The sequence below is a fragment of the Pseudonocardia wallangbongensis genome (assembly GCF_054486945.1).
On sequence record NZ_JBRERS010000012.1, the window covers coordinates 1 to 16,951 of the forward strand.

Annotated in this window: 17 protein-coding genes; 10 read left to right on the forward strand and 7 right to left on the reverse strand. The window is 74.1% G+C overall.

The window, feature by feature from the left end; all coding sequences use genetic code 11:
• Nucleotides 1-355, forward strand: a 355-nt coding sequence (locus tag ACU436_RS32725) for an IS30 family transposase (protein ID WP_459030904.1), incomplete at its 5' end; no start/stop codon positions are given.
• Nucleotides 356-1,303: 948 nt separating this feature from the next.
• Here ACU436_RS32725 and ACU436_RS32730 read toward each other — a convergent pair.
• Nucleotides 1,304-1,903: a D-alanyl-D-alanine carboxypeptidase family protein gene (locus ACU436_RS32730; protein ID WP_459030905.1), complete on the reverse strand. Its 600-nt coding sequence runs from the start codon at nt 1,901-1,903 to the stop codon at nt 1,304-1,306.
• 60 nt (nt 1,904-1,963) lie between these two features.
• Entirely contained in the window at nt 1,964-2,863 is a 900-nt protein-coding gene (gene bla / locus ACU436_RS32735) for a class A beta-lactamase (protein WP_459031132.1), read from the reverse strand.
• Nucleotides 2,864-2,961: 98 nt separating this feature from the next.
• Here bla and ACU436_RS32740 point away from each other — a divergent pair, with 98 nt between their 5' ends.
• Both ACU436_RS32740 and ACU436_RS32745 read left to right on the forward strand, forming a co-directional pair.
• A complete protein-coding gene (locus tag ACU436_RS32740) occupies nt 2,962-3,819 on the forward strand; it encodes a LysR family transcriptional regulator (RefSeq protein ID WP_459030906.1) in 858 nt (285 codons plus the stop codon).
• On the forward strand, nt 3,816-4,709 hold the full coding sequence (locus ACU436_RS32745; RefSeq protein ID WP_459030907.1) for a serine hydrolase: 894 nt from the start codon (nt 3,816-3,818) through the stop codon (nt 4,707-4,709). The genes ACU436_RS32740 and ACU436_RS32745 overlap by 4 nt, the downstream gene beginning before the upstream one ends.
• Here the strand turns inward: ACU436_RS32745 and ACU436_RS32750 are convergent.
• Nucleotides 4,681-5,565 carry a Vgb family protein gene (locus ACU436_RS32750; RefSeq protein WP_459030908.1) on the reverse strand — a complete coding sequence of 295 codons (885 nt, stop codon included), beginning with the start codon at nt 5,563-5,565 and terminating at the stop codon, nt 4,681-4,683. The two genes, ACU436_RS32745 and ACU436_RS32750, sit on opposite strands and share 29 nt — an antisense overlap.
• Before the next feature lie 46 nt (nt 5,566-5,611).
• Between ACU436_RS32750 and ACU436_RS32755 the strand changes: the two genes are divergently transcribed.
• The gene (locus ACU436_RS32755) at nt 5,612-6,196 is read left to right on the forward strand and encodes a TetR/AcrR family transcriptional regulator (protein ID WP_459030909.1); all 585 of its coding nucleotides are present in this window, start codon (nt 5,612-5,614) and stop codon (nt 6,194-6,196) included.
• Nucleotides 6,197-6,595: 399 nt separating this feature from the next.
• On the opposite strand, the gene ACU436_RS32760 is transcribed toward ACU436_RS32755, so the two are convergent.
• The gene (locus tag ACU436_RS32760; RefSeq protein WP_459030910.1) at nt 6,596-7,702 is read right to left on the reverse strand and encodes a sensor histidine kinase; all 1,107 of its coding nucleotides are present in this window, start codon (nt 7,700-7,702) and stop codon (nt 6,596-6,598) included.
• A 3-nt stretch (nt 7,703-7,705) separates the two neighbouring features.
• The gene (locus ACU436_RS32765; protein WP_459030911.1) at nt 7,706-8,389 is read right to left on the reverse strand and encodes a response regulator transcription factor; all 684 of its coding nucleotides are present in this window, start codon (nt 8,387-8,389) and stop codon (nt 7,706-7,708) included.
• Nucleotides 8,390-8,479: 90 nt separating this feature from the next.
• Here ACU436_RS32765 and ACU436_RS32770 point away from each other — a divergent pair, with 90 nt between their 5' ends.
• The 4 genes from ACU436_RS32770 to ACU436_RS32785 are packed head-to-tail and all read left to right on the forward strand — an operon-like array spanning nt 8,480 to nt 12,853.
• Nucleotides 8,480-8,830 (forward strand): hypothetical protein, encoded by a 351-nt coding sequence (locus ACU436_RS32770; protein ID WP_459030912.1) that lies wholly within the window; start codon nt 8,480-8,482, stop codon nt 8,828-8,830.
• Nucleotides 8,827-9,666: a M15 family metallopeptidase gene (locus ACU436_RS32775; protein WP_459030913.1), complete on the forward strand. Its 840-nt coding sequence runs from the start codon at nt 8,827-8,829 to the stop codon at nt 9,664-9,666. Before ACU436_RS32770 ends, ACU436_RS32775 begins: the two co-directional genes overlap by 4 nt.
• Nucleotides 9,663-10,376, forward strand: coding sequence for an ABC transporter ATP-binding protein (locus tag ACU436_RS32780; protein ID WP_459030914.1), 714 nt, complete (start codon nt 9,663-9,665; stop codon nt 10,374-10,376). Before ACU436_RS32775 ends, ACU436_RS32780 begins: the two co-directional genes overlap by 4 nt.
• Nucleotides 10,376-12,853, forward strand: coding sequence for an ABC transporter permease (locus tag ACU436_RS32785; protein WP_459030915.1), 2,478 nt, complete (start codon nt 10,376-10,378; stop codon nt 12,851-12,853). The genes ACU436_RS32780 and ACU436_RS32785 overlap by 1 nt, the downstream gene beginning before the upstream one ends.
• Here the strand turns inward: ACU436_RS32785 and ACU436_RS32790 are convergent, their stop codons facing one another.
• Nucleotides 12,854-13,495 carry a response regulator transcription factor gene (locus ACU436_RS32790; RefSeq protein WP_459030916.1) on the reverse strand — a complete coding sequence of 214 codons (642 nt, stop codon included), beginning with the start codon at nt 13,493-13,495 and terminating at the stop codon, nt 12,854-12,856.
• The gene (locus ACU436_RS32795; RefSeq protein WP_459030917.1) at nt 13,496-14,809 is read right to left on the reverse strand and encodes a sensor histidine kinase; all 1,314 of its coding nucleotides are present in this window, start codon (nt 14,807-14,809) and stop codon (nt 13,496-13,498) included.
• Nucleotides 14,810-14,907: 98 nt separating this feature from the next.
• On the opposite strand from ACU436_RS32795, the gene ACU436_RS32800 reads away from it, so the two are divergent.
• Both ACU436_RS32800 and ACU436_RS32805 read left to right on the forward strand, forming a co-directional pair.
• The gene (locus tag ACU436_RS32800; protein ID WP_459030918.1) at nt 14,908-15,561 is read left to right on the forward strand and encodes an O-methyltransferase; all 654 of its coding nucleotides are present in this window, start codon (nt 14,908-14,910) and stop codon (nt 15,559-15,561) included.
• A gap of 29 nt (nt 15,562-15,590) precedes the next feature.
• The gene (locus ACU436_RS32805) at nt 15,591-16,748 is read left to right on the forward strand and encodes an acyl-CoA dehydrogenase family protein (RefSeq protein WP_459030919.1); all 1,158 of its coding nucleotides are present in this window, start codon (nt 15,591-15,593) and stop codon (nt 16,746-16,748) included.
• Nucleotides 16,749-16,951 lie beyond the last annotated feature (203 nt).

A 16,951-nucleotide genomic window follows, 5' to 3' on the forward strand; every position in this document is an offset into this window, starting at 1 on the left:
CATGATCACCACCATGCGCACCCTGCCGGAAGCGATCCGCCGTTCCCTGACCTGGGATCAAGGAAAAGAACTGACCCGGCACGCCGAGATCACCTTCGCCCTGGACCTGCCGATCTACTTCTGCGACCCGCACAGCCCCTGGCAGCGCGGCAGCAACGAGAACACCAACGGCCTGCTACGCCAGTACTTCCCCAAAGGCACCGACCTGTCCCGGCACAGCCGAGCCGACCTCGACCGGGTCGCCGCCGAACTCAACGCCCGACCACGCAAGACACACGGCTGGGACAGCCCCGCCGAAGTTCTCCCTCGGCTACTGTCTCGCCCCGTAACCACCGGTGTTGCGATCACGCCCTGAACTCAAGAAGATCGAACACCGATGAGGTCTACCTCGTCCCGGCGGACAACCAGCCCGGTTCCCGCCGGCATCCGGCTCCCGGTCGGGGCCGCAGGCAACGCGGTGCAGCACGGCAACCGCGTCCGGGGTGAGGGCCGAGGCGGTGAGTCGGGACCACCGGATAGTGGCGTGGGCACCCGGCAGCGACGGTCTCGTCGGAATGGGCGTGCCAGAGGGTCGGGGACGGCCGCCCACGCAACCACGGGGTCCGGTAGCGGCGCCAACCCGCCCACCGCGCCCACCGGCGGGGCCGGTGCCGACACCGGTGCCGGCCCGCGGCACCCCGGGGCGGGTGTGGATCGCCTCCGGTCGCGAGGTGGGCGGGCTCGCCCACGGGAGCCGAACCGCTGCGACACCGGCGATGGCCGCGTGCTCACCGATGATCGCCGGTAGCGGTACGGCCCGCCTGCCCGGCGGGGCGCGAGGCGCCATCGGAGGCGGTGGGGCGGCCGTGATCGTCGGGATCGGGACCTCACGCTCGTATGGAGGGTGTCGCCGAATCGGCCGCGCCGGGCGATCGATGCCCTGGCCTGCCGTTATCGGGTGCACATCGTCGTTGCCACAACCATGGACAACCGATACCGCCGCGGGCGTCACCGCCCTCCCTCCGCACGTTCCGCACGACGATGCACGGGTGCCGCAGCCCCGATTCGGCAACACCCTCCCCGTGCGGCTCTGCGACCACTCTCGTCGATCACGGTCGCCGCGGGATGGACCGCGAGACGTTCAGCGGCCACGGCCGCACCCGGGTACTGCTCACATCGATCACGAGTCGCACCGCCGCGCGCTGCGGGTGATCGCCGGGGTCCGCCGCGGTGGGCGGTCCCCGGCGGAAGGGCACGCCTGTCTGCGACGAGACCGTCGCTGCCGGGCGCCTTCGCGACTATGCGGTGGTCCGGTTTCCCGCCGCTACGACCCGGTGGCGCTGGGCAGCAGCGCCGGGCACCCGGACGTCACGTACGCGGCGTCGAACTCGAAGTGCCACGGCTCGTTCTCGTAGCGACGGCACCACCCCAGCGCACGGCCGTTGCGTTCCACCCAGCCCGCCGAGGCGAGCGGCTGGATGTCCACCGCGATCCCGACGACGTGCATCGACTCGTCGGGTTGCAGCACGTACTTGCTGGCCAGCTCCGCGGTGCCGAACTCCTGCACGGCGTCGGCGAACTGCCGTGCCTGCTGCTCGCGGCTCCGTTTGCCGTCGTTCATGCAGAGGTGCACGCCCTCCGTGCCCGCGGCGGAGCGGAGCCGCTGCCAGGCGGCGAGCGTGCCGGGGGGCAGCCGGTCGGGCGGCTCGTCGACGTAGCGCGCATCGAGGGGGCAGGGTGGGCCGGTCTCCGCTCCGGGCATCTCCTCGACGATCGCCAGCGGCTTCCCGACGACCCGGTCCCAGACGAGCACCACCCGGCCGGCCGCGCCGAGCGCACCGAGCGCGGCGGTCGCCCCCACCACCGACGCCATCAGCACGCCGATCACCGCGCTCCGGATCTTGGTTCGGCGCTCGGTGGGCACCGGTTCGAAGGTACCCACCGGACCCGCCCGTTCCCCGATATCGTGATCTTGCTCGCGCGCTCAGCCGAGCTCCTGCGCCACCACCGCCGCCGCCTCCGCGAGCAACGCGTCGTCCCGCGTCGCGTCCTCGGCGGCCCGCGACGTCAGCACGGCGACGACGATCGGTGCGGTGTCGGGCGGCCACGCGACCGCGACGTCGTTCGCGGTGCCGTAGCTCCCGGTCCCGGTCTTGTCGCCCACCCGCCAGCCCGCGGGCAGGCCGGCACGGATGCGCTTGTCGCCCGTCTTGTTGCCGATCAGCCATTCGGTGAACAGGTCGCGGTCGGCCGGGTCGAGGTGGTCGCCGAGCACCAGCGTCCGGATGCTGCCGGCGATCGCCCGCGGCGTGGTGGTGTCGCGTTCGTCGCCGGGGATCGCGGTGTTCAGCGCCGGCTCGGTCCGGTCGAGCCGCGTGACCTCGTCGCCGAGCGACCGGGCGAAGGAGGTGATGCCGGCCGGGCCACCGACGTCCGCGAGCAGCAGGTTGCCCGCGGTGTTGTCGCTGTAGCGGACGGCGGCGTCGCAGAGCTCGCGGACCGTCATGCCCTCGGCGACGTGCTGTGCGGCAACCGGCGACGGGTCGACGACGTCGGCCCCGGTGAAGTGCACGCGTTCGTCGAGGTGCTCGGGCGGGGTGCGCTGCAGCACCGCGGCCGCGGCGAGCGCCTTGAACACCGAGCACATCGCGAACAGCTCGTCGGCACGGTGGGCCAGCTCCCGGCCGCTGCCGGTGTCCACCGCGTAGACGCCCAGGCGGGCGTCGAAGCGCCGTTCCAGCTCGGGCAGCCGGTCCGTGCGCGGCGCGGGCCGCTCCGGCGGGGCGACGGGCGCGGGCGGCGCGGCTGCGGGCGCACCGCATCCGGCCAGCGGGAGCAGGAGCGCCGCCGCCAGCACGGAGCGACGGGGCAGCTTGGTCTCGATCACGCGCGACAGGCAAGCAACCACCCGGCGATACCGCAAATATGGCGACACGCCGGACGCGATACGGATCGGCTATGGCTGCTGCTACCGTTCGCCGGGTGGATCTCCTCCGGCACCTGGAGTTCTTCGTCGCGATCGCCGAGGAGGAGCACTTCGGGCACGCCGCGGCCCGGCTCGGGATCGCGCAGCCGCCGCTGTCGCAGGGCTTGCAGCGGCTGGAGCGCTCACTCGGCGTGGTCCTGGTCGACCGCAGCTCCCGCGGGGCCCGGCTCAACGCCGCGGGGCGCGATCTCCTCCCCCGGGCCCGGGCCCTGCTGGAGGATGCGGAGGACCTGCGCCGCGCGGCGAGCGCGCACGGCGCGGCACCGGTCCGGATCGGCGCCGTGCCGCAGCTCCCGATCCGGGCGGTGGCCGCGATCGCCACCGCGTGCAGCGACCCTCCGGAGATCGTCACCGCGCCGTCCACCGAGCTGCTGGACGCGCTCGCGGCGGGCCGGCTCGACCTCGCCGTGGTCGTGCACCCCGCGCTACTGGGCAGCCTGCAGAGCGGCCCCGTCCACCGGGTCGCCACCGCGCTGCTGCTGCCCGCGGGCCACCCGGCGGCGACGGGGGGCCCGGTGGTACTGCGGTCGCTGCGCGGACTCGCGCTCGCCACGGCCCCTCGCGCCCACGGGCCCGCGGCCCGCGACCTCCTTCTCGACACGCTGGAGCAGCGTGGGCTGGTCACGAGCACCGTGAGCGCACCGGACGACCGCGCGGCCCTCGTGCACGTCGCCGCCGGCCGGGCGTTCGCCCTCACCGCCGACCCGGGCCTCGACGCGCCGGGCGTCGTCCGCCGGGACGTCGCGGGCGAGCCCCTCCCGCTGCGCCTGCGCACGGCGTGGCGCGGCGCGGGCCCCGACCCGGCCGTCCGCGACGCGGTGCTGGACGCGCTCGACCGGGAGCCGGCGCCGTGAACGGACTGGAACGGGAGATCCGGCGCGCGTTCGCCGACGCCGGCGTGCACGGCAGGCTGCACGCGATACCGCTCGGCGGCCCGGCCAGGGAGGTCGGGTTGGACCCCGACGAGCCCGTCGTGATGGCGTCGGTCTACAAGCTTCCGCTGCTCGTGGCGTTCTGCCGCCTCGTCGACGCGGGCGAGGTCGACCCGCGCGAACGGATCACCGTCGACCCGGCCGGACGCACCACGGGACCCACCGGTCTGTCGATCATGCGCGACCCCGTGACGATGTCGTGGCGCGACCTCGCCTGCTCCATGATCTCGGTCTCGGACAACGCCGCCGCCGACGTGCTGCTGCGGCGCGTCGGCCTCGACCGCGTGAACGAGGCCCTGAGCGACCTGGGTCTGGAGCGCACGCGCGTGCACGGGGGCACCGCCGACGTCTACCGCGGGCTGGTGGCCGACACCGCCGCCGCCGACACCGCCTCGGCGTTCCGCACCCTCACCAGCAACGACGCCGCGGTGGCCGTCCGCGCCTACGACGCCGTCCTCACCAGCGCCACCACCGCGCGCGAGATGACCCGCCTGCTCGCCGCCGTCTGGTCCGACCGCGCCGCCTCGCCGCGGCAGTGCCGGTTCGCCCGCGATCTGCTCGGCGCGCAGGCCTCGCAGCACCGGATGCGCTCCGGTTTCCCGCCGGTCGGGGTGCGGGTCGCGGGCAAGACCGGCACGCTCGCCGCCGTCCGGAACGAGGTCGGCGTGGTGGAGTTCGACGGCGAACGGCCCGTCGCGGTCGCCGTCTTCACCCGGGCCGCGCGCGCCGAGGAGCTGCTGCCGCGGGCGGACGCGGTGATCGGCCAGGCCGCGCGGCTGGCGGTCACGGACCTGCGATCCGGTCGCCTCTGACCATCGCCACCTGCCCGATCTCCAGCGCCACCAGGACGGTGCCGTCGGGACCGACCGCCACCCCGTGCGGCTCCGATCCGGCGCCGAGGTCGTGCACCGCGGTGACGGTGCCGCGCTCGTCGAGGTGGGCGAGGCAGTTCGCGGCCCACAGCGTCACCCAGCACCCGCCCGCGCCGTCCGGTGCGACGGCGTGCGGGCGCGCGGCGCGGTCGGGCAGGTCGAACTCCTGCAGCGGCTCGCCCGGGACGAGCCGCCCGACCCGGCCGGCGCCGATCTCGGCGAACCAGATCGCGGTCCCGTCGCTCGCGATCCCGACAGGACCGCAGCCGGGGTCCGGCAGCGGGTGGACGGTGATCTCGCGGCCGGCGTCGACCCGTCCGAGCGCGGCCCCGCGGTTGAGGGTGAACCACATCGCTCCGTCGGGCCCCGCCGTGATCATCGCCGGCATGCCGGTGCCGCCCGGGACCGGTGTGAGCGTCGCCGTCCCGTCCGGGGCGAGGCGTCCGATCGCGTCGGCCGCGATGGCGGTGAACCAGACGGCGCCGTCGGCTCCGAGCGCGATCCCGTACGGGCCGGCGCCCACGGGGAAGCTGCGCCGGGTGCCGTCGGGTCGATCGATGCGGTCGATGCGGTCGTCGCCTCCGCGGGTGACCCAGACGGCCCCGTCGGGCGCGAGCGCGAGCAACGACGGCCGGGATTCCGGGTTGCCCAGGTCGTGCAGCTCCGCCGTGCCGCCGGGCGGGATCCGGGCGACCTGGCCGCTGTGGACGAGCGTGACCCAGGCGACGCCGGCACCGTCGACGGCGACCGCGTACGGGCCCGCCCCGGGTTCACCGATCGCGGTTCGAGTGAGCACCAGACCTCCTAGACGCGACTAGTGTCGCAGTAGGAGGATAGGCCGCATGTCGATCACACGTCGGCCCGGGGGCCGCACCGCCCGCACCCGCGCCGCGGTGCTGGCCGCCGTCGAGGCGGAACTGCTCGACCACGGCTTCGACGGCGTCACGGTCGACGCGGTGGCCGACCGGTCGGGCGTGCACCGGGCCACGGTGTACCGGCGGTGGCACGACGTCGGCGGCCTGCTGGCCGACGCCCTAGCCGCCGGCCGGGAGGACGGCTGGCAGCCGCCCGACCTCGGATCCCTCGCCGCCGACCTGGCCGCCCTGAACCGGGACATCGCCCTGCACCTGACCGGCGAGCGGTCGCTCGGCCGGGCCCTGATCGTCGCGTCCTACCGCTCGGCCGCGGCGGCCGCCGCCCTGCGCGAGTTCCACGCGGACCGGTACCGCCGCTGCGCGGTGGTGGTCGACCGGGCCGTCACCCGCGGGGAGGCGCCCGCGGGCACCGACGCCCGGCGCCTCCTCGTCGCCGCCACGGCCCCGCTCTTCCACGAGATCCTGCTGCTCGGCGGCACCGTCGACGACGCCCTCGCAGCCCGGTGCGCCACGGATGCGGCGAGAGCCGCCGCCGCGGCGGTCTACGTCTGACACGCGCACCCCGGCTCGCCGATCAAGGCGAAATGGTTGCCAAATGATCTCCAGGAGCGACCATTTCCCCTTGATCACCCATGTAGAGCAGCCCTTTGCCCTTGATCGCTGCGACAAGCCGGCCCCTGCCCGTGGGACCGCCTCCTGGCGGCACCGCGCGCCCCCACGGGCAGGCCCCCGGCCTGCCCACGAAGCCTGCCGTAGGGGCCGCGGAGGCTCGCAGGTCAAGGGGCGCGAAGCGCTCGCGCAGCGACGCGAAGCGCCCTTGAGCTGTGAGGGGCGGCCCCGCACACTGCGCGGTGCCGCCAGGAGGCCCTGAGCAGGACGATTCCACGGTCTTGCGCGAGGTCGTCCCCTCATGCCCTCACACCACCCCGGGCAACGAAGATCCAATAGGGATCAACGGTCTAGTCCCGGCGGCGCGGCGGGTAGGTGCACGGCGACGCGGAGCCCACCAGCGGCCCGGGGGGTGAGGGTGAGGGTTCCCTCGTGCGCCCGGGTGATGCTGTCGACGATCGCCAGGCCGAGGCCGACGCCGGCGTGGTCGGTGCGTACGCGTTCGGTGCCGCGCCGGAACGGCTCGGCCAGCGTGGCGACCACCTCCTGCGTGAGCCTCTCGCCGGTGTTCTCGACGGTGAGCAGCACGCTCCCCGGGTGAACGCTGGTCGTGACCCACACGCCGCCCCGCTCGGGCAGGTTGTGGACGATCGCGTTGTGCACGAGGTTCGTGGCCACCTGCTGCAGGAGCGCGGGTGAGCCGACGGTGGGGGCGATGTCGCCGCCGGTCGCGACGGCGACGCCGTGCTTGTCGGCGAGGGGGAGGAGCGTCTCGGTGGCCTCCTCCGCCAGCAGGGACAGGTCGATCGGTTCGCGGGTGAAGGAGCGCCGGTCGGAGCGGCTGAGCAGGAGCAACGCCTCGGTGAGGTCGATCGCTCGGGCGTTGACGACGTCGAGGCGGCCGACGAGCTCGCCGGTGTCGCGATCCGGGTCGTTGCGGGCGACGTCCAGCAGCGCCTGCGTGATCGCCAGCGGAGTGCGCAGTTCGTGGGAGGCGTTGGCGGCGAACCTCCGCTGCTCGCCGACGTGCGCCTCGAGCCGCGCGAGCATGGCGTCGAACGCGTCGGCGAGCTCGCGGAACTCGTCCCGGCGGCCCGGGAGCCGCACCCGGTGCGACAGCGACCCGTTCGTGGCCAGGCGGGTGGCATCGGTGATGCGAGCCAGCGGGGCGAGCATGCGACCGGCGAGGATCCACCCTCCCACCAGGCCGAACACCAGCAGGAACGCCAGCACGGTGATCGCCGCCGGAACGAAGACGATCGGCCCCCGGCCCTGGAGCAGGAGGACGTTGGACACCAGGTTCCGGAGCGTGAGGCCCCCCGCCCCGGGCGCGTCGGGAAGGAGGAACACCCACACGGCGGCCAGGAGCAAGGCCCCGGCGAGCATGACGAACCCGGCGTAGCTGAGGGTGAGCTTGAGGCGAACGCTCAGACCGGGCCGCCTGTCCACGGTCTACTCCTCCCCCGCCCGGGTGCCGGGTGTCTCGATGCGGTAGCCGACGCCGGCCACCGTGCCGATGATCCCGGGCTCGCCGAGGCGTTTGCGCAGCGCCGACACCGTGATGCGCACCGCGTTGGTGAACGGGTCGGCGTTCTCGTCCCACGCCCGCTCCAGCAGCTCCTCGGCGCTGACGACACCACCGTCCGCTGCGACGAGGACGTCGAGCACGGCGAACTGCTTGCGGGTGAGCGCGACGTAGCGCCCGTCGCGGTAGACCTCCCGGCGGAACGGGTCCAGCCGCAGGCCCGCGATCTCGCGCACCGGTGGCCTGCTGTGGGCGCGCCTGCGTTCGAGCGCCCTGAGCCGGAGCACGAGTTCCCGGAGCTCGAACGGCTTCGTGAGGTAGTCGTCGGCGCCGAGTCCGAACCCGGAGGCCTTGTCGTCGAGCCGGTCGGCGGCGGTGAGCATCAAGATGGGCATGCCGCTGCCGGAGGCGACGATGCTCATCGCGATCTCGTCGCCGGAGGGCCCGGGGATGTCGCGATCCAGGACGGCGATGTCGTAGGCGTTGACGCCCAGCAGCTCCAGAGCGGTGTCCCCGTCGCCGGCGATGTCGGCGGCGATCGCCTCAAGGCGCAGCCCGTCCCGGACGGCCTCGGCCAGGAAGGGTTCGTCCTCGACGATCAACACGCGCACAATCCCGTGATGCTACGAGCCGGCGCATATCGCCGGCATATCGAGAACCTGATACGGGCCGGCAACACCACGCTGCCTTGACTGCGGGGCATGACCTTCCGCGGACCAGCACGAACAGCGGCCCGGTCCCTGCTGACCGCCACCGCCCTCGTCGCCCTGATCGCCACGGGCTGCTCGAACGCGCCGGCGGAGACCGACAGCGGTGCCGATGAGAACGCAGAAGCGGCCCCGAATCCCGAGCGGACGAGGAAGCTTCCCGAGTTCGCCCAGTGCATGCGCGAGAACGGCGTGGAGGACTTCCCGGACCCCGACGCCGACGGGATCATCCAGTTCCACGGCGGGACGGACACGCCGGAGTTCCGGTCCGCGCGTGAGAACTGCCGCGCCGTCCTGCCCGAGGGCCTCGGAACCGAGCAGGGGGCCCCGGGAGGCGGCGGATGACCCGGGTGCAGGCCGGAGGCGCCGACCCGTTCGGCGACCGCTTCCCGACGCAGCCCATCGCCGTCGGCCGCCGCCAGGGAGGGCTCGTCCTCGACGACCGTCCGCCCCGGCACCACCACGCGGCCGCCACCGGAGGTGTGTCCCGCCGCGCACCGGCACGAACAGCAGCCCACCCGACGCGGCTGACGATCCTCATCGCCGTTGCCGTCGTCATCGCCGCGACCATCGGAGCCCTCGGCCACCGGTCGTGGGCGGTGTCGTCCCCCGCTCCCCCGCGGTCCGTTCCGGCGACGGGCCCGGCACCGGAGGCCCGGCAAGCGGGTGACCTCCCACGGCCGCACCGCCCACCGGGCGGCGACGCTCGCGACCGCAATGGCGCGCTCGGCCAGGCCGACGGTGCCGTCCCCGACGGCGTGACGGTCTTCGACGACGACGTTCCGGCCGTCGCCAACCTCGACCCGGGTCTGCTCGGGGCCCTCCGACGGGCGGCAACGGATGCCGCGGACGACCGGGTCGAGTTCGTCGTCAACAGCGGCTGGCGTTCCCCGGAGTACCAGGACCACCTCCTCGACGAGGCGATCTCGAAGTACGGCTCGAAGAAGGAAGCCGCCCGGTGGGTGGCCACCGCGGACACGTCCCCGCACGTGTCCGGGGACGCGATCGACATCGGGCCCACCGCCACCACGGCGTGGCTGTCGAAACACGGCGCCGAGTACGGGTTGTGCCAGATCTACCGCAACGAGCCCTGGCACTACGAACTGCGCTCCGACGCCGCCGATGACGGCTGCCCGGGCATGTACGCCGACCCCACGCACGATCCGAGGATGCACCAGTGACCAACAGCCCGACCACCACCCAGCGGGCCACCCAGGAAACCCTGGCCGCCAGCGCACGGGGCCTGACCAAGACCTACGGCCGCGGCGACACCCAGGTGCACGCCCTGCGCGGCATCGACCTCGACCTGCCCCGAGGCAGGTTCACCGCGATCATGGGACCGAGCGGGTCGGGCAAGTCGACGCTGATGCACTGCCTGGCCGGGCTCGACCAGGCCGGCGCCGGCACCGTCACCGTGGCCGGGACCGACCTCGGATCGCTCGACGACGACGCGCTCACGATCTTCCGCCGCGAGCACGTCGGGTTCGTGTTCCAGTCGTTCAACCTGCTGCCGATGCTCACCGCGGAACAGAACATCGTGCTCCCGCTGGAGCTGGGGGGCGCCCGGATCGACGACGCGACGACCGAGCGCGCGCACACCCTCGCCGAGACCCTCGGCGTGGCCGACCGGCTCGGCCACCGGCCGGCCGAGCTGTCCGGCGGCCAGCAGCAGCGGGTCGCGATCGCCCGGGCCCTGATCACCCGACCGGACCTGTTGTTCGCCGACGAACCCACCGGGAACCTGGACAGCACCACCTCGGCGGAGGTGCTGCAGCACCTGCGCCGGTCGGTGCGCGAGCTCGGGCAGACCGTCGTGATGGTCACCCACGACCGGGACGCGGCGACCTACGCCGACGACGTGATCACGATGCAGGACGGGCGGATCGCCTGATGCGCACCGTGTTCCTCGCGTCGCTGCGCACGAACGCCCGCCGCTACGTCGCCGCGGCGATCGCGGTGATCGCCTCGGTCGCCTTCGTCGTCGTGATCGGCGTGCTCACCGCCGGGGCCAGGAGCGGGCTCATGGCCGGCGACGGGGCGCCGTTCCGGAACGCCGACCACGTGGTGTCCCCGGCGGGGTGGCCCGCGGCCCAGATGGACCTCGAGGAGGTGATCGCGTTCGCCGATCGGCAGCGTGACGCCGCCGCGATCGGCCGGGGCAGCCCGCCGGCCCAACTCGCGGATCGGCCGCTGTCCGAGGCGAGGACGTGGACCGTGGGGCCGATCGCCACCTCCCCGCAGCTGCGCTGGCAGGAGCTCGCCTCGGGCCGGTTCCCGGCGGGCGGGGGCGAGGCGGTGGTCCAGGTGTGGTTCGCCCAGGCCGAGCGGATCGCGATCGGCGACCGGATCCGGATCGGCGAGGGCGACGCGGCGGCCGACGTCGACGTGGTCGGCCTCGTGGAGACGCCCTCGCCCGGTGCCCAGGCCTCGGTGTACGTCACCTGGCCGCAGCTGCTGCAGTGGCGCGACGACCTCCATCTGGGCTCGGTGGCGGTGCGCGGGGACATCGTGGGTCCGCTCCCCCGAGGCGCGAAGGTGCAGTCGGCGGAGGAGTTCGTGACCGAGCGGCAGGCCAAGCTGACCGACGCGGTGGACACCTGGTCGCTGCTGCCGCTGCTGTTCGCCGCCATCGCCCTCGTCGTCTCGGTCCTGGTCATCGCGAACACGTTCTCCATCCTGTTCGCGCAGCGGATGCGCGACTTCGCCCTGCTGCGTTGCGTCGGCGCGACCCGGGGGCAGGTGCTGGGGTCGGTTCGCCGGGAGGCGGCCGCCGTCGGGGTGCTCGCGTCGCTGGTCGGCGTCGCAGCCGGGATCGGCCTCGGCTACGGGCTGATCGCCCTGATCAACGTTCTCGTGCCCACGGCCCGCAGCGGCGTCATCAACACCCGCGCGCCCATCATGACGGCGAGCGCCCCCGAGCCGGCCGCGTTCTGGCCCTGGCTGGTGGGCGCGTTCGCCGTCGGCCTGGTGATCACCCTGGTCGCCTCCTGGCTGCCGACCCGCCGCGTGGTCCGGGTGACCCCGCTGGCCGCACTGCGCCCCGAGACCGCGGTCGACGCGCGCACGGCCACCGGCCGGGTGCGGCTGGTGCTCGCCGCGCTCGGGCTGGTCGTCGGACCGGTCCTGCTCGGGCTGGCGATGGCCCGGGACGACACGGTTCTGATGCTGGCCGGAGGGGCGGCGACGGCGGCCGGCGTGCTCCTCGTCGGACCGGTGGTCGTGCCCCGCCTGGTCCGGATCGCCGGAGCGCCGCTCGGCCCCACCGGAAGGCTCGCGACGAAGAACGCCGTGCGCAACCCCCACCGGACCGCCGCCACCACCGCCTCCCTGCTGGTCTGCGTCACCCTGACGACCGCCGTGCTCACCGGATCGGCCACCACGCGGGCCGCCTCCGACGCCGAGCGCGGCGAGGAGCACCCCATCGACGTCGCGCTGACCTCGCCGGGGGCACCGCTCGGCGGCGACCTGCTCGACCGGGTCCGTCGCACCCCCGGCGTCGAGCGGGCCGTTCCGGTCGACGGCGCCGCGGCCCGGGTGTCCGGGCTCGACGACCCGGTCCCGCTCCTCGCCGCGGCCGACGCGGCGCAGGTGGCCCGCGACGGCGGGGCGTTCGCCCGCGTCGAGCCGGGCGAGATCAGGATCGACCCCACCGAGTTGACCCGCGACCCGCTCCACGACCCGATCGACATCGGCGCCGGTGCCGAGGTCACGGTGCGTGTGGGCGATCGGGAGGCCCGGCTGCGGGTCGTCGTCGGCACCGGGTGGGGCCGGGCCGGCGTGGTCGCCCCCGAGACGCTGGCGCGGCTCGCCGACCCCGCGCAGCCGCAGGCCATCTGGGTCCGCGCCACCTCCGGCGACGACTCGCTGCAGCTCGTAGGAGCCTTGGAGGAGCTGGCGCGCCCGGCCGGCGCCCGGGTCTACGACCAGCTGCAGGCCCGGGCCGTCGAGAACCAGACGCTGGGGAACCTCACCTGGTCGGTGCTCGGCCTGCTCGCCGTCTCCGTGACGATCGCCGTGATCGGGATCGCGAACACCCTGGGCCTGTCCGTGCTCGAACGCGCCCGGGAGAACGCGATGCTGCGCGCGCTCGGGCTCACCCGCAGGCAGCTGCGGCGGATGCTGGCCCTCGAGGCGATGCTGCTGTCGGTGGTCGCCACCGGGCTCGGCACCGTGATCGGCATCGGGTTCGGCTGGGTCGGCTACAAGACGTTCGCGGAGCGGGCGCTGAACACGGTCCCCCTGCAGGTCCCGTGGCTGCAGCTCGGGGTCGTCGTCCTCGTCGCCGCGCTGGCCGGACTGCTCGCCGGCGTGCTCCCGGCACGCCGGGCCGCCCGGGTGACGCCCGCCGCGGGACTGTCCTTCGACTGATCAGACCCCGAGCCAGGTCAGCACGGCCATGACGCGGCGGTGGTCGTCACCCGATGGCGGGAGGCCGAGCTTGGTGAAGATCGACGAGATGTGCTTCTCCACCGCCCCCTGGCTGATCACCAGCGTGCGGCCGATGGCGGTGTTGGTGCGACCCTCCGCGATGAGGCCCATGACCTCCCGCTCCCGCGGCGAGAGCTCGGCGAGCGGGTCGCGGCGGCGCCGGTGCGCGAACAGCGCGGAGACGACCTCCGGGTCGAGCACGGTGCCACCGTCCACCACCCGCTGCAGCGCGTCGGACAGGTCGGCGAGCTTCGAGACGCGGTCCTTCAGCAGGTAGCCGACGCCCCCGCCCGCCGTGAGCAGGTCGGAGGCGTAGGACTCCTCGACGTACTGCGACAGCACCAGGATCGCCGTGCCGGGAACGGTGCGGCGCACCTCCAGCGCGGCGCGCAGCCCCTCGTCGGTGAAGCTCGGGGGCATCCGGACGTCCACGACGGCGACGTCCGGGCGGTGCTCCTGCACGGCGGCCACCAGGCCGTCACCGTCCCCGACGGCGGCCACGACGGCGGCCCCGGCCTCGTCGAGGAGGCGGACGAGCCCCTCCCGCAGCAGGAGCGAGTCCTCGGCGAGCACCACACGCATCTACCGATCATCCCCCACGCCGCGCAGCGGGATCTCGGCGGTCAGCACGGTGGGTCCACCGGGCGGGCTCACCACGTCGAGCACGCCCTCGACCGTGGCCAACCGGTCGGCGAGCCCGGCGAGCCCGTGGCCCTTCCCGAGGTGGGCGCCGCCGCGCCCGTCATCCCGCACCTGGACGAGCACGCGGTCGGCGTCGGCGGTGACGACCACCGTGCAGAGGGTGGCGTTGGCGTGCTTCGCGACGTTCGTGAGTGCCTCGGTGACCACGAAGTACGCGGTGTTCTCGACGGCGGCGGCGAGTCGCTGCCCCTGCCGCAGTGCGACGTCGAGGGAGACCTCCACCGGGCAGCGGGCCGCGGCGGCCGCGAGGGCGGGACCGAGGCCGCGGTCGGCGAGGATCGGCGGGGCGATGCCGCGGGAGAGGGCGCGCAGCTCGTCGAGGGCCTCGCGGCTCTGTTCGAGGGCCTCCGCCACCAGCGGGCGCGCCTTGTCCGGGCTGTCGTCGAGCCGGCGGGCCACCGCCTCCAGGTCCATGTTCAGCCGGACGAGCCGCTGCTGCGGGCCGTCGTGGATGTCGCGTTCGAGCCGGCGCAGGGTCTGCGCCTCGGCCTGGACGGCGGCGCGCCTGCTGGACTCCAGCTGGGCCGCGCGGGCGCGCAGGGCCGCGGTCTGGTTGGTGAGCAGGCCGCGCGCCAGCCCGGCCCGGGTGGCCACCAGCCCGCGGATGACCAGCGGTGCCGTCGCCAGCATGATCACGCCGAGCACCGTGTTGAGCGCGATCTCCCCGAGCCGGAACTGGTAGCCGAAGATCAGCCAGAACAGGCCCCCGTTGTTCCCGTCGGCGTCGTCGCGGGGCAGGGACCACTCCCACGTGATGTAGAGCAGCGAGCCGAGCCCGCCGACCGTCCACACCACGGCGATGACGAACATCGCGAGCCGCACCGGGAAGGCGACCACGGAGTGCAGCAGGTCGCGCCACGACTGCGGGTCGGCGAGCATGCTGAACAGCCGGCCGAGCCCCCGGCCGCGCGTCTCGCGGTAGTGGTGCGGGGGCAGGGGCCGGCCCGTGGCCCACTCCGCACCCCGCCGCTCGACGCCGGCCAGCCCGCGCGAGGCGCGCAGCGTGCCCGCGAGGATCGGCAGCCCGAGCCACACCACGATCGTCCCGACCCCTGCGGCGAACCCCGCGACCGCGATCACGAACGCGACGATGCACAGCGGGAGGCCACCGAGCAGGTAGCCGTAGCCCCGCCAGAACCGCTGGGCGGCGGTCGTGGGCCCGGTGACCGCCGGGACCGGCACGTATTCGGTCATGCCACTACTCTCGTCCCCCCGCACGAGGCCACCCAGCCGGTGCGCCTCCGCGCTGAGGGTAGGGCGAACCCGAACTCCCGCGTGCATAGGCTGATCACATGGACCCGCGGACGTGGCAGGCCGTCGACGAGTACTTCACCGGGCAGTTGCTGGGCCCGGACCCCGTGCTCGACGCGGCGCAGGAGGCGAACGCCGTGGCCGGGCTGCCGGCGATCGACGTCAGCCCGGCGCAGGGGAAGCTGCTGAACCTGCTGGCCCGCACCGTCGGCGCCCGCCGGATCCTCGAGATCGGCACGCTCGGCGGCTACTCGACGACCTGGCTCGCCCGCGCGCTGCCGGCCGACGGGGAGCTCGTGACCTGCGAGGTCAACGCCACCCATGCCGAGGTGGCCCGCACCAACCTCGCCCGCGCCGGGCTCGACGGCGTGGTCGACGTGCGGGTCGGGCCCGCCCTCGACACCCTCCCCACCCTCGACGGCCCGTTCGACCTGGCCTTCATCGACGCCGACAAGCGGTCGAACGCGGAGTACTTCCGGCACGCCCTGCGCCTCTCCCGACCCGGCACGCTGATCGTCGTGGACAACGTCGTGCGCGCGGGCCGGGTCGCCGACGCGGACGACCCCGACCCGGACGTCCGCGGCACCCGCGCGGTGGCCGAGGTGATCGCGCAGGAGCCGCGCGTCGAGGCCACCGTCGTGCAGACGGTGGGGAGCAAGGGCTACGACGGCTTCCTCCTCGCGCGCGTGCGCTAGTGGCCCGCACCGGCGGTAGCGTCCCCGGCATGGACCCCTCCGACCTCGCCGACGTCCTCTCCGCCGTGCGCGACTTCGTCCGCAAGGAGGTCGTGCCGGTCGAGGAGCAGATCGACGCCGAGGACGAGATCCCGGAGCGCGTGATCGAGACGTGCAAGGAGATGGGCCTGTACGGGTTCGCGATCCCGCAGGAGTTCGGCGGGCTCGGCATGACCCTCACCGAGGAGGCCCAGCTCGCCTTCGAGCTGGGCTGGACCACACCGGCGCTGCGGTCGCTCTTCGGCACGAACAACGGGATCGCCGGGCAGGTGCTTCTCGTCGGGGGCACGGACGACCAGAAGAAGACGTGGCTGCCCCGGCTGGCGTCGGGCGAGGTCACGGCGTCGTTCGGACTCACCGAGGCCGACGCGGGCTCGGACCCGGCGGGCCTGGCCACCACCGCCCGCCGCGACGGCTCCGACTGGGTGCTGAACGGCTCGAAGCGCTACATCACGAACGCCCCGGTCGCGGATGTGATCATGGTGTTCGCCCGTTCCAACCCGGATGCGGTCGGGAACCGGGGCATCTCCACGTTCCTCGTGCCGACCGGCACGAAGGGGCTCTCGGTCGGGCCGAAGGACCACAAGATGGGCCAGTTCGGCGCCTGGACCGCCGACGTCCACCTCGACGACGTGCGCGTGCCGGCGGAGGCGCTGGTGGGCGGCGCCGACGGCGTGGACCGCGGCTTCCAGACCGCGGCGAGGTGCCTCGCCCACGGCCGCGCGCACATCGCGGCGTTGTGCGTGGGGATGGCGGGACGGCTGGTGCACGAGTCGGTCGAGTACGCGCGCGCCCGGGAGCAGGGTGGGCGGGCGATCGCGTCCTTCCAGCTGGTGCAGGGCCTGATCGCCGACTCGGTCACCGACCACATGGCCGGCCGCTCCCTCGTCCTCGACGTCGCGCGGGCGTACGACGCGGGCACGGACAAGGTGCGGGGGCCGTCGGTGGCCAAGTACTTCGCGAGCGAGATGGTGGGCCGCGTCGCCGACCGGGCGGTGCAGGTGCACGGCGGCGCGGGGTACATCCGCGGGGTCGCGGTCGAGCGGTTCTACCGGGACGCGCGCCTGTTCCGGATCTACGAGGGCACCAGCCAGATCCAGCAGGTGATCATCGCCCGGCAGGTGCTGGGGGACGCGGCTCGCGGCTAGTGCGCAGCCGGTCGAATGGGCACCGGCAGCGACGGCTCGTCGAGTACCGCCGCGCCCTCGTCGAGCGCCGGGATCGGGTCAAGATCACCGGCCGGGTGCGCGGGTCCATACAGCCGTGGGTGCACCCATCCGCCGATCAAGCCCACTACCCGACAAGCATGATCGGCCGCCTGGTGCGGGGGCGGCCGCATGTGGCTGCCGGC